Annotated in this window: 6 protein-coding genes; 5 read left to right on the forward strand and 1 reads right to left on the reverse strand. The window is 41.7% G+C overall.

The genetic code is table 11. The annotated features are described in order from the left end of the window. The first annotated feature begins 80 nt into the window (after nt 1–80). From ACH8E3_RS04505 to ACH8E3_RS04525, 5 genes are all read left to right on the forward strand, one after another. Nucleotides 81–5,966 carry an Ig-like domain-containing protein gene (locus ACH8E3_RS04505; protein WP_458631402.1) on the forward strand — a complete coding sequence of 1,962 codons (5,886 nt, stop codon included), beginning with the start codon at nt 81–83 and terminating at the stop codon, nt 5,964–5,966. 49 nt (nt 5,967–6,015) lie between these two features. Then, nucleotides 6,016–9,021 carry a DUF4838 domain-containing protein gene (locus ACH8E3_RS04510; RefSeq protein WP_458631403.1) on the forward strand — a complete coding sequence of 1,002 codons (3,006 nt, stop codon included), beginning with the start codon at nt 6,016–6,018 and terminating at the stop codon, nt 9,019–9,021. 280 nt (nt 9,022–9,301) lie between these two features. After that, a complete protein-coding gene (locus ACH8E3_RS04515; protein ID WP_458631404.1) occupies nt 9,302–12,301 on the forward strand; it encodes a sialidase domain-containing protein in 3,000 nt (999 codons plus the stop codon). 22 nt (nt 12,302–12,323) lie between these two features. Then, nucleotides 12,324–16,448 (forward strand): beta-N-acetylglucosaminidase domain-containing protein, encoded by a 4,125-nt coding sequence (locus ACH8E3_RS04520; protein WP_458631405.1) that lies wholly within the window; start codon nt 12,324–12,326, stop codon nt 16,446–16,448. A gap of 161 nt (nt 16,449–16,609) precedes the next feature. After that, entirely contained in the window at nt 16,610–16,789 is a 180-nt protein-coding gene (locus ACH8E3_RS04525; protein WP_458631406.1) for a hypothetical protein, read from the forward strand. Between the two features lie 53 nt (nt 16,790–16,842). Here ACH8E3_RS04525 and aspA read toward each other — a convergent pair whose 3' ends face one another. Further along, the gene (gene aspA, locus ACH8E3_RS04530) at nt 16,843–18,252 is read right to left on the reverse strand and encodes an aspartate ammonia-lyase (RefSeq protein ID WP_458631407.1); all 1,410 of its coding nucleotides are present in this window, start codon (nt 18,250–18,252) and stop codon (nt 16,843–16,845) included. Nucleotides 18,253–18,286: the final 34 nt, after the last annotated feature.

Raw genomic sequence — 18,286 nt, forward strand, 5'->3', positions numbered from 1 at the left:
TGGTGAGAGCAGCCATAGGGTTGCTCTTCCAATCAATCTACGAGTTACAACATTAAAATGAAGAATGTGGAGGCTCGACGATGAAGCGTAAACAATGGTTTCAAAAAGGCACAGCCATTTGTATCATGACCGCTATGCTTTTTACTAGCTTTACTTTTCCTACGTATGCAAATCAAACAGATCCACCTCAAGTTAGTACAATATCATCCGACACCAATGCTATTGAATCCAAGTCAGAACGTCGAATGAATTTCAATGACGATTGGCGTTTCCAAAGAGAAACCAATGGCAGTATTACAGGAGCACAAGCACCAACCTTTAATGATAGTGCATGGCGACAACTGAATGTACCCCATGATTGGAGTATCGAACTTGATTTCAACGCCAGTAGTCCAGCTACACATGAAGGCGGATTTCTAGACGGGGGAATTGGTTGGTATCGCAAAACCTTTACAGTTCCAGCCTCTATGGCAGGACAGCAAATCTCCATTGACTTCGATGGCGTGTATATGAATAGTTCGACTTATCTGAATGGTCAACTGTTGGGTACATATCCATATGGATATAATGCATTCTCTTACGATATTTCCAACCTTATCTATACCGATGGAAGAGAAAACGTTCTTGCGGTTAAGGTGAACAATACGCAGCCTAGCAGTCGGTGGTACTCAGGGAGCGGGATATACAGAAACGTCTATCTCACCGTGACCGATCCTATTCATGTTGCTAGATACGGTACCTTTGTAACGACACCTGATTTAGAAAAAGCTTACGCACAGGGAAGAGCCGATGTGAATATTGAGACAAAGATCAGAAATGATTCGGCTGCGTCTGCTTCCATCAAGGTGAAATCTACCATTTATGATGCGGATGGAACAGTAGTATCAACCGTGGAATCTGCTGAGAAATCGTCAGCGTCTGGAAAGGTTATTACCTTTGAAGATCTAGCGGTGATTCATCAACCTACACTATGGAGTACCGACACTCCTTACAGATACAATCTCGTCTCTGAAGTTATCATAGGGGGGAAGGTAGTAGATACCTATGAAACTCTCTTTGGCGCTAGATATTTCAAATTCGATAAGAATGAGGGCTTTTCTTTAAACGGACAATATATGAAATTACATGGGGTATCCATGCACCATGATCAAGGCGCACTTGGGGCTGTGACGAATGATCGAGCTGTAGAACGACAAATGCAGATTATGAAGGATATGGGTGTAAATGCGATAAGAAGTACTCATAATCCAGCGTCGCCTGAACTGTTAGAAGTAGCCAATCGCTTAGGGTTACTTGTTATTGAAGAAGCATTTGACGCATGGAATGTAAGTAAGAAAACAAATGATTATGCACGTTTCTTCTCTGTATGGTCAGATCGATTTGCATCTACTTGGGCCGAACATGACATTAAGGAAATGGTTGATAGAGGGAAGAATGAACCTTCCATCATTATGTGGTCCCTTGGTAATGAAGTCTATGATGCGACTAGTGCAAGCGGTGGTCCGACTGCGGTAAAACTAAACCAATGGGTTAAAGATGTGGATACAACAAGACCAACGACCATTGGACAAAATGCAATCAGAGGCGATGGTGTCAATGTTGCACTTCCATCGGCTAATATTAAAGCGGTTATGGATGCAGTAGATATTGTAGGGTTGAATTATGCTGAGAATAACTATGTCGGATACCACGAGAAGTATCCAAATTGGACGCTATACGGTGCAGAAACTTCATCAGCGACACGTTCAAGAGGCGTATACACACACCCGTATCAATATAACAAGATGACTACTTATGCTGACTACCAGCAATCTTCTTATGATAATGATGCCGTAGGTTGGGGGAGATCGGCGGAGGATGCATGGAAAAGTGATAGAGACTTGAAACATATTGCTGGACAATTTGTGTGGACAGGATTTGACTATATTGGCGAGCCAACGCCGTATTACAATTCATTCCCGGCGAAGAGTTCTTATTTCGGTGCAGTGGATACTGCAGGATTCGCAAAGGATATCTTCTACTATTATCAAAGCCAATGGAAGTCAGAGCCTATGGTTCATCTTCTCCCACATTGGAACTGGACCGAAGGTGAATCGGTGCGCGTCTTAGCATATACGAATGCGCATACAGTAGAGTTACTACTTGATGGGACCTCACTTGGGGAACGAAGTTTCGAGAACAAAACAACGACCTTTGGAGTTGGCTATAAGGAAACATCCCTAGGGAAGACTTACTTAGAGTGGGCGGTACCTTTCAAAGCCGGTAAATTAGAGGCTGTGGCAAAGGATGAAACAGGTAAGGTGATTGCAAGGGATCAGCTGGTTACTGCGGGAGCACCTGTAGCTGTACGTTTAACTGCGGATCGACAAGTGATTACGGCAGATGGTGAGGATCTTTCCTATATCACAGTTGATATCGTAGACAGTCAAGGCAATATCGTTCCAACGGCAGATAATCTCGTTAAGTTCACAATTTCAGGAAATGGTGAGCTGGTTGGTGTAGACAATGGGAATGCAGCTAGTATAGAGAGATTTAAGGATACTAAGCGAAAAGCGTTTAGCGGTAAAGCCTTAGCGATTATCCAATCGGATAAAGAGTCCGGAGAGATCACAATAAATGCAAATTCAACAGGTCTTCTTGGAGGTTTATTAAGAGTGTTTACCGTTGATAACGGTGAAAGTGATCAACCAACGGTAGCTGGATTCGAGTTGGTTAATGTTACTACGGAGATGAATGTACCCCCCGTATTCCCAACAGAGATTGATGTCTATTATGGTAATTCATCAATCGTAACGAAAAATGTAACTTGGGATAAAATTGAACCTTCCCAATATGCTAAAAACGGTAGATTTACAGTAGAAGGAACAGTGGAAGGTATAACAAAGAAGATCGTAGTGACAGTAACGGTTATGGGCGTTGTGGCAGTTAAGACTCAGGCAATTGTGACTAAAGTTGGTGTCCTACCGACACTTCCTACGACAGCAAGTCTATTGTATAGCGATGATACGCAGAAAGATGTTACTGTCCAATGGGATGCAATAACAGCAGATAAGGTAGCTGTAGCTGGTAGCTTTATCGTTGAAGGTACCGTTGCCGAGACCGCTATCAAAGCGAAAGCATCGGTCCGAGTGACGAACGATTTCGAGAAAGTCAATATTATGCGTAGTCAGCAAGGGTCAGTTTACCCCAAATTAGAAGCGACCTTTACTGCACCGGCAGATAGACTTAATCATATCAACGATGGTATTAAGAGTTACACAGATACTCCGAAAAATAGATGGACAAATTGGACCCAAGCCGGCCGTGATGATGGGGATTCGATTACGATTGATTTCGGAGAAAAATATGCCATTAACAATTTAGATCTATACGTATATACGGATACAGGTACCGTTAATCCAAGTGCAGTAACGGTGCAACATTGGAATGGATCAACATGGGTGAATGTGAATAATCAATTAAATCCGACTCCCTATGTTGCACAAAAGAACGAAATTCGTTTCGACGCTGTGACAACAGATAAGCTGAAATTTCATCTAAAGGCATCTCAAAAGGGTAAATCCTCTGCCTTGACAGAGGTTGAGGTATACGCTGAGAAGCTAAATATCGGAACGACGGCTAATTTAGAAGGAATTAAAGTCAATAGTGTTGCTTTAGCGGACTTCGTTAATTCGAAACATGACTATACGCTAACTTTACCTTATGGAAGTGTACTCCCAGAAGTAGAGGCTACTGGAAAAGATGGGGCAGTCGTAACGATTGTACCAGCGGCTTCCCTTCCAGGTGCAGCAAAAGTATACGTAACGTCAGAAGATGGTCTGATCAATTCGGAATATATCATTCATCTGAAGACTGAAGCAGCCAAAATGGTTTCTGCAAAGATTGAAGTGGTAACGACGGATATTAAGGTAGACGACATTATACCATTGAAGGTTAATGGGTTGCTTGAAAGCGGTGAAGAGGTTGAATTAACGAGCACTAATCCAACTTATACGTTCGATAAAAACATCATCAAGATTGAGAATGGAAAACTTTACGCATTGGGAGAAGGGGAGGTTAAGGTAACGGCGACTGTTAATTATAACGGCCTATCCGTGACTACACCGGAATATATCTTCAAGATTTCACAGAATACAGCAGAGAAAGTGATTGAAAGTTTAGAGTCTGTAACTGTTGTAGTAGACCGAGGAGTTACGCCTGTTCTTCCTGCAAAGATAGTAGCGCATTATAACACAGGATTACCTCAAGAAGTCAACGTGACTTGGGATTCAATTGATCCCGTTCAATATGGGAAGTTAGGAGAGTTTACGGTGATGGGTAGCGTGGAAGGAACTGCTATCAAAGCCAAGGCTAAGATTGTCGTTAAGGGAGTAATCGCTGTGGAAAATGTGTCTATGGCTGTCCTACGTCATCAAATTCCTACCTTACCAGACATGTTGACCGTTTACTTTAGTGATGGCACTGAAGAACAGAAATCAGTGAAGTGGACGGAAATTCAAGCGGATAGCCTAAATACGCTTGGAACATTCGAAATTGACGGTACCATAGAAGGGACCAATCGGATCCCGAAGGCGAGCATTCGAGTTACCGAGCAAGTGGGCAGCGAACGCAATATTGCGAGAGCTAAGGAGGGTTATGACTATCCGAAAGCAGAGGCGTCCTTCACCAACAGTGGACCTGCCTCTAAGGATAGAATTGAAGCCATAAATGATGGCGTAATCTCCTATGGGGATGAACCATCAAACCGCTGGTCGAACTGGCAAAGAACCCCTCGTCTAGCTGACTGGGTATCCATCACCTTTGGTGATTTTGGACCTGTCGTTCACGGTGTGAACAACATGGAAATCCATTGGTTCTCAGATAGTGGAACCGCAGTTCCAGCTTCATTCAAAATTCAATATAAATCGGGAGATACCTGGGTGGATGTTACGAATGTACAGAGCAATCCATCAACACCGACAGGGGGTAAGGGCAACGTTTATTCTTTCGATATGGTGCAGACTTCCGCATTAAGGGTGGATATGACCAGTCAATCAGTTAAGAGTCTAGCGATTACGGAGATTAACGTATTTACTAAATTGGCGAAGGCAATTAGTGAACCCAACGTATCGGATATTCTTGTAGGCGGTAAAAGTATCATCGAGCGTTTTACACAAACAGGCGGGATATACGAATATAGCATGTCTGTTCCTAATCTTGCTGATATTCCACAAGTGATTGCAACAGGTACAAACAACACAAGCATAACGATAGTACCCGGAATTTCAGTACCTTCTGTTGCCAAGGTCATAGCGAGATCGGAAGATGGCAAGAAAACAACCAACTATCAAATTCATTTCAGTCAAGAAGTGGAGGAGACACCGGATCAACTAAGCATTTCTTTGGAAGGACCAACAAGTGTGCAATCAGAAGCAATATTCAAGGTCGATTTGGGATTACAACACGTAACAACGCCATTGCAAGCAGAGGACATTCTTGTTCGTTATGATGCGGATAAATTCGAGTTTATTGAAGCGGTATCTAAGTTGGCACATGTCCAATTAGTAGAAGTATCCACTAAGATTCCAGGGCAAGTACATCTAATCGCAGCGAGTACGGGTACAGATCAGGTGTTAGATACAGATGGGGCATTGATCGAGATGACATGGAAGGCGAAGCTCGTTGATCAAGGAACTTCAGGTGTCATCGAAGTTACGCAATCGATTGTCAGTGATTCACAGGGCAATGAGATGAATACAGCGCTCAAAAGCATCACGATCGCCATTACACCTATCCAAAGTTCAGGTAATCCTGATGTCAATGGTGATGGTAAAGTAAGCATCGGAGACTTAGCCATGATCGCTGCCAACTATGGTAAAAATTCCAGCAGTCCTAATTGGATTAATATTAGACAACTTGATCTAGATGGAAGCGGTACTATCGATCTGGTAGATCTTGTTATGGTTGCTCAGAAAATCCTTCAATAACAATCATTAACAGTTGAACCCCCCCCAATATTCGAAAGAGGTGTTTATCTTGATTAGAAATATCCTTACTAAAATACTAAGCATATCTTTGATCTTTGGTTTACTCACACAAATCTTCTATATGGGTCCGCAAGTAAACGCAGACGCAATCCCAACGTTACTAGCTGGGGATACCCTTACATTAGTTAGCAATAACAAAGTAAACTCCACCATGATATGGTGGAGTAAGGATAGTAACTCAACGATGGCATCTTTTGCGGCATCTGAATTACAGAGCTATGTTAAAAAAATAACAGGAGCTACCATTCCTGTTGTGAAAGGAACTATAACCCAAGAGGAATCCGCTCAACTCGGAAATATGTCGAGTGCGCTCGTACTCGTTACTGGTGATGAAGCTAGTAATTATGCTGCGGGTAATCAACCTGCAACTATTCCATTAGCATGGTTAAATTCTGCTAATACTAAACTAGTTGGTACTGTAGATGATTCATTCGTAGCTGAAACGAATGGGAGTCGTATCGTTCTAGCAGGTCAGAACGATCGAGGAACGCTCTATTCATCCTATGAATTGTTAGAGAAGGTCGGCGTAAAGTTCTTTGCTCCTTCTTTTAAATATTATGAGGGAAATACAGAGTTTGTACCCACGAACAGCACGTTAACCATAAGCGGTCTAGACGGTGTAAGCCAGCCAAGCTTTGAGTTTCGAAGAAAGTATGTTGAAGAAGGATGGAGCCACTCAGCGGAGAACTTACCGCAATTAATCGATTGGATGGCAAAGAATAAATTAAATACACTCGTTGTGCCATACGACTATATCGCTCAAGGAAACACGAAATGGGATGATTGGCGCGTAACACTTATAAGTGATTTGGAAAAACGAGGGATTATTGTTGAAGTCGGCGGGCACGGCTTCGAAAGTTTCCTTACAAAACCCAAATACGCTGCAACACACCCAGATTGGTTCGTTGCTGGACATAATGTATTCAACATCGCAAATGATGAAGCGGTGAATACGTATGTGTCAGAGGTTGTTGAATATTTAAGAGCTCGTCCTGAGATCGGTATCTTTGATGCATGGCCACCTGATGTTGCTTCATGGCCGCCAGCTGTTCTGACCAAATTCGGAACAAGTGCCAATGCCTACGCTTATGTAGTGAATAAACTTCATGCAGCAGTAACGCAACAATTACCGGGTGTTCGAATTGAAGCGATCGCGTACGCTTCGCATGTTGATCCTCCTAGCCAAGAGTACAAGTACGATGAATCCATTCTTATCGATTTCGCACCCTATTTCCGTAGTTATAGAGATACTGTATTCTCATCTGGGAATCAATCGGTTATTAATCAAATTAATAGTTGGAAGAACACCTTCAATGGTACATTTACGATGTATGAATACTATCGCCGTTATGCCTTTCACTCCTTACCCATCGTATTACCACAGCTGATAGGTCAAGAACTTCCATACTATAAGACATTTGGGATGGAGGGTATTGGAACATACTCGGAGCCAGCTGACTGGATCACTTTCGAAATTACACATTATATTCTAGCGAAGTTGTCTTGGAATGCTGATGTTAATGCACAAGAGGTTATAACGGATTACATTCAATCAAGATACGGCGCTGCTTCTGTAGATATGGCAGAGTATTTCAGACTTACCGAGGAAGCAGCCAGATCTATTTATAATTCGCCAACTGGGGATATGAATAATACTACTCGCGTAACAGGTATGAGAAACAACTATTTGCAAGCAAAATCAACACTAGAAAGCGCTTTGAGCAAAGTAGCTGCTGGTAAGCCGGAAGCTTATATGATTCAGCGATTATTATGGAATATCGATTTCTCCATTGCGGATGTAAGTGTAGATTACTATAGACTTCTTGGAGATAATACCAACATGGTGGCATCAAGGCTTCAAGCACAAGATGCGCTGAATGCTCATCGCTTCGACGGAATTATACTTCAGAACTCTTATTTAGTTCGCGAGTATATTTCGGGTTACGGCAATCTCGACTGGGTTCATGATATGTATCGTGGGAAATTGAAGTATGCGCCAATGTTGACAACCATGGGTACACATCAATCGAATACGATTAACCACATCGTCGATGGGAATGAAGAAACCGTGTATTGGTCCAATCTCAACCCAGCTATTGGTGATTATGTGGGCATTGATCTTCAAAAGGTTAAGCATATTAAAGAAATTAATTTATTAATGTCTACGACAGCGAAGCCTAATGATTACATTCGTAATGGTGTCATTGAGGGTTCTAAAGATTTCATAGAGTGGAAGACGATCGCTACAATTAGCAACCAACCTGTATCGAATCTGACTCTTGAGGACAATACCGAGGCTAGATTTATCCGCATTCGTTCAACAGCTGCACAGACACAGTGGGTCATTATGCGTGAATTTGATGTAGTCACTGAAGAAATTGTAGTGCCGAACCATAAGCTTCAAACGACACTTGAGGCAGACAGAAGTGAAGTGAAATCCGGAGAAACGGTGAATATCAAGGCAGGACTTGAGAATATTCCGGTTCCGATCTATGCATTAGATGTAGATCTAGAATACGATCCTAACGTATTGGAATTCGTGTCTGCCCAATCTATTAAGAACGGTCTATCTGTCATTGATACCAGCACTTCACTAGGGAAAGTCAGAATACTTGCAGCTAGCGAAGGTGTAGGAAATGCTTTAGAAGGAAATGTACAATTCTTAGAAACGAGCTTCAAAGTAAAAGGCATTGGAGAGTCCGTTACAAGTTTAATTAACCTCTCCAAAGCTGTTCTAGCAGATGAGCATGGCGTGGAGACGGAGGCGTTACCTTCCACAACGAGTATACAGGTTAACACGGAAGTCATTGGAATATCAGGTGATATTAATAACGATGGTAAAGTGAGTATCGGGGATCTTGCTATTGTTGCAGCACATTATGGTAAGGATACGAACAGCACAGATTGGCAGCAAGTGAAGAAAGCAGATGTGAACAAAGATGGCGTTATAAATCTAGAAGATTTGGCAATTGTGGCACAGAAGCTAATTGAATAAGATTATGAAGGGAACGCGGATACACAAGAAATATTGAAGTGCACTCCTTAGAAAAGTCATAGGAATAACCCATGGGTGAATCCGATGTCATTCTAAGGGGTGCATTTTTATCATGATAAAAATAAGTGCCAAAAATATCAACTCTACATCAAGAGATATCAAATCAAATCGCATTCACTGTTTGTATAATGAAAGGATATGTAGAATGCTTATTTCAAGCAAAAGATGTAAGCGTTTAACTCAAATGAAATTAAATTTAAATATAAAGGAGTTGTGTAAATTGAGAAAAGCCACATCCATATTACTAGTATTAATCATGCTCCTTGTCATGCTTCCAACGACGATATTCGCTAATGAACCTATACACAATATAGCCGCTTCAAATTTGATATTAAGAGTGGATAATCAGCAAATTTATAACAATAATTTCACGAATCTAAATGATAAAGTGGATGCATTAAAGTTGCTTGATGAAGGGACGATTATCATCAGATTCCGTCCAACAGCTACGCCAATCATGTCCTTATTCTCACTTAGCAACAATACTACAGCGAATGGGCACTTTCATCTATACGTCACTCCATCTGCCATAGGCAGTGAGAATCGTTATGAGAAGACGGGAGAGATAAGTACAAATACGCAATTCAAAGTGGATGTACCCTTAAAGACAAATGAGGTTCACACGTTAGCGATGGTAGTAGATAAGACACAAGGTTACAAGTATTTCCTTGATGGGAAGCTGGTCAAGCAGGATACAACAACGGTCAGGAAATTCCTAAGCAATATTTACGCACCGAACAGTGCTCAAATAGGCCGTACAGAAAGAAAGTCTGGATCTAATAACTATCCTTTTAGCGGGGAAGTAGATTTCGCTGAAGTGTATGGAAGTATATTAACAGACCAAGAGTTAATTGCAATTACAGGAGTAACGCAAGCGGTTCCAGTACAGAATCCTTTACCCGATAGTGCTATGATTACGGATCCTCATTCCGTATTCTACCCAGGGTTGTATGGTTCAAGTGCCTATCGTATTCCGGCTCTACTGTACACGAAGGCAGGAACGTTAATCTCGGGTATTGATAAGCGGATCAATGGTGGGGGCGATTCTCCAGCGAACATCGATATTATCGTCAAAAGAAGTCTAAACCAAGGGGATACTTGGGAGAATAACGAAGTTCTCATCAATAATTATCCTGGAAACGCATCGAATATTGATCAAGCCCTATTACAAGATCAAGACACGGATAGAATTTATTCCCTTGTGCTTGGATTTCCAGAAGGTGCTGGATTTCCAACTGCACAGAAGGGAAGCGGCTTCAAGTCTATAAATGGCAAACCATATTTGATCCTTTGGGATTCAAGCAATGCTGAGTATACGGTGAGAGAGAATGGAGAGGTCTATAACCATTTGAATGTGAAAACATCATATACCGTGGATAAGCAAAGAGATTTGTACAATAACAATGTAAAAGTAAGTCATATTTTCCTCGATAATTCACCGTTAAAGCCGCTTAAAACCTCTTATTTGGAGATGTGGCACAGTGATGATGATGGTGTAACCTGGGATGGGCCAGTTGACTTGAATTCAGGGATCAAAGAAGAATGGATGGCTTTTCTAGGTGCGGGACCGGGGTCGGGCATTCAATTGACACAAGGGGTTCATAAGGGAAGACTAGTATTCCCTATATACTTCACTAACGAAATGAATAGTCAAGCAAGTGCTGTGATCTATAGCGATGATCATGGTGTGACGTGGCATCGTGGCGAATCACCCAATGAAGGTCGTATCGTGAATGGCGTGACTCTACAAGAGAGAACATTCAGAGGAAATGAGATTACAGAAGCTCAAGTTCTCGAGATGCCCGATGGTCAACTCAAAATATTCATGAGAAATTATTCCGGATTTGCTCAGATTGCAACTAGTTTTGACGGTGGAGCGACCTGGGATTCGGAAGTTGTAACCGAAAGTGGATTGATTGCAGCTTACTGTCAAATGACAGCAATTCGTTATAACGGATTAATCGATGGAAAAGAGGCAGTGATCTTTGCAAGCCCTGGCAACAGTTCATCACGCATTAATGGGACGGTGAAAGCTGGCTTGATATTAGAAGAAGGTACGTATTCCAACGGCAGAACAAAGTATAAGTTCGATTGGAAATATTCGCAATTGGTCAAAGAAGGACATTATGCCTATTCCAGTCTAGCAAATCTTGCGAACGGGGATATTGGTCTATTGTATGAAGGAACGGGTAGCGCAGAGATGAGTTTCATTAAATTTGATGTGGATTATTTGAAATGGCAGAAAAATGTGAATAGTCCCCCTGCCAATTTAAAGACGATTGCAATTGAAACACCTAATCCCAACGGCTACTTAGCCAATGATCCGTTGAAGATCAAAGTGGTGTTCGATCGTTACATGATGCTCAGTGGTGATCGTAACTTGAAAGGAACCATTGGTGATCAACCTATCGAATTCCAATATGTAAGCCAAAATGAGGCAGGTACAGACTTTATTTTCCAAGGCAACTTTCCTACTATTGCACCAGGTTCATACCCATTAGTAGCTGGATTTGATACCAATCTTAAGGCGTACAATGCCTTTGGAAATGCACTGCCGACCCAAGCTGTTGAGAACAAGCTTCAAACGGATGTTATTTCACGATCTAATGCTACAGAGCAGGGAGAAGCTACTCAATTAACAGGTGCAAGTCGTGTAGATTCAGGAGAAGAATTCAATATTCAACTGGGTCTAAATCGTATCAACCAACCCTCTTACGCTCAAGATATCACTGTCAACTATAATCCCGTGGTGATGGATTTCGTATCCATGAGATCATTAATCAGTGGTGTCAATCCGTTCGAGACCATCACGACGACATCTGGAACCATTCGTACATTACTTGCAAGTACAGGTGCCGAGCATGGCGTAACTGGAGATGTGTCTTTACTTGAATTGAGCTTTAAGGCGAAAGATGTGACGGAAGCCAAATCGGGGATCATTCAAGTCTCGAAAGCCGAGATCGGCTTCGCTGATGGAACAGAAGCAACAGCAACAGCATCAACATTAAGTGTTGAAGTTGAACCGGTTGTCATCGGAATTCCTGGTGACATCAACATGGATGGAAAAGTAAGCATCGGGGATCTTGGTATCGTTGCAGCACATTACGGTAAAGACGTAAATAGTTCAGATTGGGAGCAAGTTAAGAAGGCTGACGTCAATAAAGATGGAAAGATTGATATTGTAGATCTCACAAGTGTTGCAAGATTGATCGTCAATTAGTGGAATGAAAGGTGGCAGGAAAATGAAAAAGAAGACACTTAGTTTGATACTAGCGTTGTTTATGGTTGTAAATGTATTATCCACATTAGTGAGTGCCAGTCCAGTGACTCTTGATGTTCAGACAACCAATGCAACAAACAATGGGCAATATGAAATATACCCTTTGCCTCAAGCTCAAAGCTATTATAATTCTAATGTTACAATAACGAATGAAGTGAACCTTGTCGTTGAGAGTGGCATTGATGTTTCTACCCAGAATTTTCTGGATCAGATCCTTGCTTCTAAGTCGATAACGGCAACGAAATCAAGCAGTGTTGTGGCAGGGAAGACGAATGTATTGGTAGGAGTGAAGAACTCTACGGGATACGTGGATACTTACTTCAATGATCATATCAACTATGATGCTACCATCTTCACCAAACAAGATGCACACGTATTAGATATCCATACCAAGACGGAACAGTCAGGAAACATAGCTATCCTAGGTGCTACTACGGATGCAGCGTATTATGCATTAGCTACATTGAAGATGATCTTTGATCAGATTCCTGGAAAAGAGATTCAAACGGTGAAATATGAAGATTATGCGGACACGAATTTCAGAGGATTTATCGAAGGATTCTATGGATTCCCTTGGTCACATGAGGATCGGATTAGTCTTATGCGGTTCGGTGGACAATTCAAGATGAATACCTATATTTTCGCTCCAAAAGATGATGTGTATCATAACTCGTCTTGGAGAACTTTATATCCTGCGGCTGAATTAGCCAAGATTAAAGAGCTAGTCGACGCTGGTCATGAATCGAAGACACAATTCGTATGGGCAATTCACCCTGGTTTCAATATGATCAATTGGAATAATTATGACGCTGAACTAGCAACGTTATTAGCTAAGTTAGAACAGCTTCATAGTGTAGGGGTACGTCAATTCGGATTATTCATGGATGATATTAGTACAGCTCAATCATTGACGGATAAAGAAAAACACGTGAAGCTGATCACCGATGTTGCAAATTGGGTGACATCGAAGGGAGATGTTAAATCCCTAATCTATTGCCCGCCTTTCTATAACCAAAGTTGGACGGGAGAGGGTGGTAAGCCATATTTACAAGCGCTAAGCAATGTTCCTGCCAATGTTGAAATTATGTGGACGGGTAATAGTGTTGTCGGTACGGTCAATACGGCAGATATGCAATGGGTAAAGGATGCAACAGGTAGAAATCCTTATATGTGGTTGAACTGGCCAGTGAATGATTATCGGGATTCTAGATTGATGTTAGGTAAAGGTGAAGTATTAAAACCAGGAACGCATAATATATCAGGTGTTGTATCGAATCCCATGGGTCATGCGGAACTGTCTAAGATTGCCTTGTTCGCAGTTGCGGATTATACATGGAATGTAGATGATTTCAATACTGATCAAAGCTGGTTGGACTCCTTCGACTATGTTGCACCTGAAGTGGCACAAGATCTCCATACAATTGCTTACCATTTAAGCGATCCTTCACCAAGTACTCACGGTCTTGTCGTAGGTGAATCAGAGAATCTTAAGGCTGATCTTGAATTGTTCTTAACACAATATAATAATGGTGAACCCGCAGGTGTTGTTGGAACTAGATTAATCGCTGCATTGGATAACATACTGCAAGCCATTCAATCTTTTAGAGCAAACAGTCTGAATACAAATATGGTGAATGAAATCAATCCGTGGCTGAATAGCTTACAGCAGGTTGTTCAAGCCGATAAATCCAGTATCGCATCAGCTTTAGCTGTTCAGAATAATGATATCGATTTAGCGTGGGGAGAGCTCGCGAAAGCAAGCAGTGCATTAGCGAAATCGAGAACATTCACCATTAAGAAGTTGAAATATCCTGATGTGACGGTAGAAGCAGGATCCAAACGATTGGTTCCTTTTGCTCAACAATTGATTAATAAGCTAGATGCGAAAATTTACACATCGATAGATCCTGACTATGTGATCCCTACGGCTATGATGTCCTATGGGTCGCCAACGGATCTAAACAAGATGATTGATGGTGACGTTAGTACCTATACGTATGTTCAGAAACAGCAAGTCAACGGGGATTGGTATGGTCTGGATCTAGGAAAAACGACCTCCGTTTACGATATTAAGATTACACAAGGAAGAACAAATACAGATAATGATATTTTTCAAAGAGGGGTATTGGAATACTCAACGGATGGTCAGACTTGGACCTCAATCGGAGCTGAAAGATCTGGTTATAGCATTGTGGTCACAGAGCTTGATCTTCAAGCTAGATATGTGAGATATCGATTAACTCATGCTGGCATACCAGGTGGAAAGCCCGATCTATGGACGGCAGTCCGAGAATTCACAATAAATGCAACAGCTGGAAAGACACAAGTATATACGAATGTGGATACATTGAAGGGTTCTACAGTTATAGCTACGGAAGTATCTGCAGAACTGTCCAACATTAGTGCAACGACGTTGAAGCCTTCTGAATATGTTGGAATCAAACTTCCATCTATTGAGCAAATATCAGAAATCACAGTAGAGAGCATCAATAAGGGCGCGGTACTAGAGACTTCAGAGAATGGTGTTGTCTGGCAGGTAGTTAGTGTTACAGGTGGATCGTATCCTAACGCAGCATACGTGAGACTAATCAACAAGAGTAGTGCAGATATACCTTTCGATCTTAATAAACTGACGGTGAAGTTAAATAAGTTCGGTGCACCTGTTGTCACTCATAATTATGAGAGCGTATATCAAGGAAATCTCCAAAATGTATATAACGGTAACTTAGGTGATAAGGTGTGGTTTGGTGGCATGCAGACTGCAGGTAAATACGTAAGCATTGACTTAGGTGGCGTTGTTAATGTCGAGAATGTGGCTGTAGTCATTGGTGATGGAGAAGGAGATTATTTCCGAAAAGGTGACTTGCAATTATCATTGGATGGTCAGACTTGGACAACGATCCATTCGTTCAATAATCCAGGAGATAAAAGTCTGAATTTCCCTACACATGAAGTTCCCTACCGATTTAAACGGGTGCAAGTAGATCAAGTTGATGCTAGATATGTTAGACTGATCTCTACGCAGACGAATAATGTATGGATGGCTCTCAATGAGATCATCGTTAATGAAGGGATCGAAAGACCTGGAACGGTGAAACCTGGGATCCAAGCTAGCCCTTCCGGTGGTTTGGGAAATGAAGTGGTGAATGCTATTGATCATCGCTTAGCGACATTCTATAAGCCAGCGGGTGCATCGAAGCCCGGAACGCTGAACTATAAACTCTCGAATGAAACTCGGATAGAGAAAATCATTATTTTACAAAATCCATCGGGTATCTCCAATGCGGAAGTGTCGGTAAGAGATGAAAGTGGATGGCATACCGCGGGAACATTATCGCAATCCTATAACAGTGTGAATACTTCTAACTATCAGCATGTGTTGGAGGTTAAGTTACAATGGAACGGGCAAGTCATTCCGGAAATATATGAGATCATTCCAGTGAAAAGAGTGGGAGATGTTACACCACCCGTTGATGATGGAGAACCAACTACGAATTTATCGGGTGTTGCTTCAGTTCTAAGTGGTCAGGAGTTCGCCCTTTCATTCGGATTGAAGAGTGTGACGGACAATGTATATGCCATGGACATCACGATGGAATATGATAGCCAAGTGCTTAGCTTCGTAAATGCTACGTCTTTAAAAGAAGGAATTAAGTTGCTAGAGACGAAAGAGACTACACCTGGACGCATTCGAATGGTTATCATCAGCGAAGGTGCAACACATGCCATCACAGGTGATATGCAATTCTTAGAATTAAATTATAGAGCGAAACAAGTAACGCAGAATACAAATAGTGTAATTGCCATTACCCAAGCGATTATGGGAGATGCGCTAGGGGTGGAGAAAGAGGCAATCGCTTCAACACATTCAATTCAAGTCACAGTAGATGTACCAGTACCGGGTATCCCTGGAGATGTGAATAATGATGGTAAAGTATCGATTGGAGATCTTGCTCTAGTGGCAGCGAATTATGGTAAGAATACGACTAGCCCAGATTGGGAGAGTGTGAAGCATCTAGATGTAACGAAAGATGGCACCATTGATATTAGCGATCTAGCGTTAGTAGCTAGAAAGATTCTTCAATAAAGCTAAATTTACGATGTGTCCGAAATAACAAAAAGCAGGTCAAAGATAATATCTTTGATCTGTTTTTTTTGATCTAATAGCGATTTTTGGCGAATAGCGTGGTATTATTGTGTGTGGTATAGGATTGGATACAGATTGATTACATGAAAGAGGCGATAGGGTTGAAAGGAATTAACTATCTTACGATTGCCATTTTGAACTACCTAGCAGCTATTAGCTTTATTGTTGCAGTGATGGTTACAGATCTTAGTAATTGGAAAATAACGTATGGTTTTGGTTTCGTGGCATTATTATTCGCATTAACTGGTGTAGCTAATACAGTCAATCACTTCAAAAAATAATAATAATACATTAAAAAAAGAGCAACGTAATCGTTGCTCTTTCGTATTTATGATCACACTTTATGAAGTAAGGCTTCGCCTGCGATGCCAGGATTCGTCATTTGGTATGAATCGAGAATGATATTAAGTTCGTTCTCGGATAGTACATTGTAATGAAGGCATAGACTTCGTACCGATTGACCGGTTAAGATGGCCTCGCGTGCGATCTTCGTCACGACTTCATAACCCAAATGTGGACTGAGTGCGGTAATAATCCCTACGCTATTCTCCACATATTCCCGACATCGATCGATATTTGCTTGAATCCCCTCAATACAATGTTCACGAAAGACCCGAAAACCTTGATTCATAATTTCTAATGATTGTAATAAATTATAGACCATGACTGGTTCCATGACGTTAAGTTCCAACTGACCGGCTTCTGATGCAAGACAAATGGTGTGGTCGTTTCCAATGACTTGGAAAGCAATCTGATTGATCACTTCGCACATCACTGGATTTACTTTGCCTGGCATAATGGATGACCCAGGTTGACGTGAAGGCAGTGTGATTTCACCCAATCCTGCTCTTGGACCAGACGCCATCAGACGGATGTCATTGGCAACTTTGGACATGTTCATCATGCAGATCTTTAGGGCGGCAGATACTTCGGTATAGGCGTCCGTATTTTGCGTGGCATCCACTAGATCTTCAGCTGGTTCTAACGGAAAACCACTTAAATCTGCAAGGATTTCTGCGACTCTTACGATATAGCGTGCATCTGCATTTAACCCAGTGCCAACGGCGGTTGCTCCAATATTAATATGAAGCAAATTATTCTTCGTGGCATGAAGTCGTTGTATATCTCTTCCCAAGACGCGTGCATAGGCTTGGAATTCTTGTCCTAGACGTATTGGAACCGCATCTTGCAGGTGCGTACGTCCCATTTTGATAATACCATCGAACTCCGTAGCTTTATCACTGAATGCCTTATGTAAATCTTCCATCGATTGTTGTAAGGTCTTAATCAGCGTGAGGACTGCTAGATGGACGGAGGTTGGGAAGGCATCATTCGTAGACTGAGCCATATTTACATGATTATTCGGATTGATATACTCATAGTTTCCTTTTTCCTTGCCTATAATTTCAAGAGCTCGGTTCGCAATGACCTCATTGGCATTCATATTAATGGAAGTCCCTGCTCCACCTTGAATAGGATCAACGATAAATTGTTCGAACCACAGACCACCAATGATTTCATCTGAGGCTTGAACAATAGCATCTCCCACATGAGTGTGTAGCTGATCAATCTCCATATTTGCGATAGCTGCCGCTTTCTTGACCATGGCTAAAGATCGAATTAATTCAGTATGAATTCGTTGACCTGTAATTGGAAAGTTCTCTGCAGCACGAATCGTGTTAATACCATAGTAAGCTTCAGATGGAACATCCTTGGTACCAAGGAAATCTTTCTCTACGCGCATAACAATGGATTCCTCCTAATTATGAAATCATGGG

This window comes from Paenibacillus sp. CMAA1364, from assembly GCF_054373195.1.

What these genes read in the sequence shown, in the direction of transcription:
- ACH8E3_RS04505 (WP_458631402.1), top strand. Translation starts at nt 81, where the DNA reads ATGAAGCGTAAACAATGGTTTCAAAAAGGCACAGCCATTTGTATCATG.
- aspA (WP_458631407.1), bottom strand. Translation starts at nt 18,252, where the DNA reads ATGCGCGTAGAGAAAGATTTCCTTGGTACCAAGGATGTTCCATCTGAA.
- ACH8E3_RS04520 (WP_458631405.1), top strand. Translation starts at nt 12,324, where the DNA reads ATGAAAAAGAAGACACTTAGTTTGATACTAGCGTTGTTTATGGTTGTA.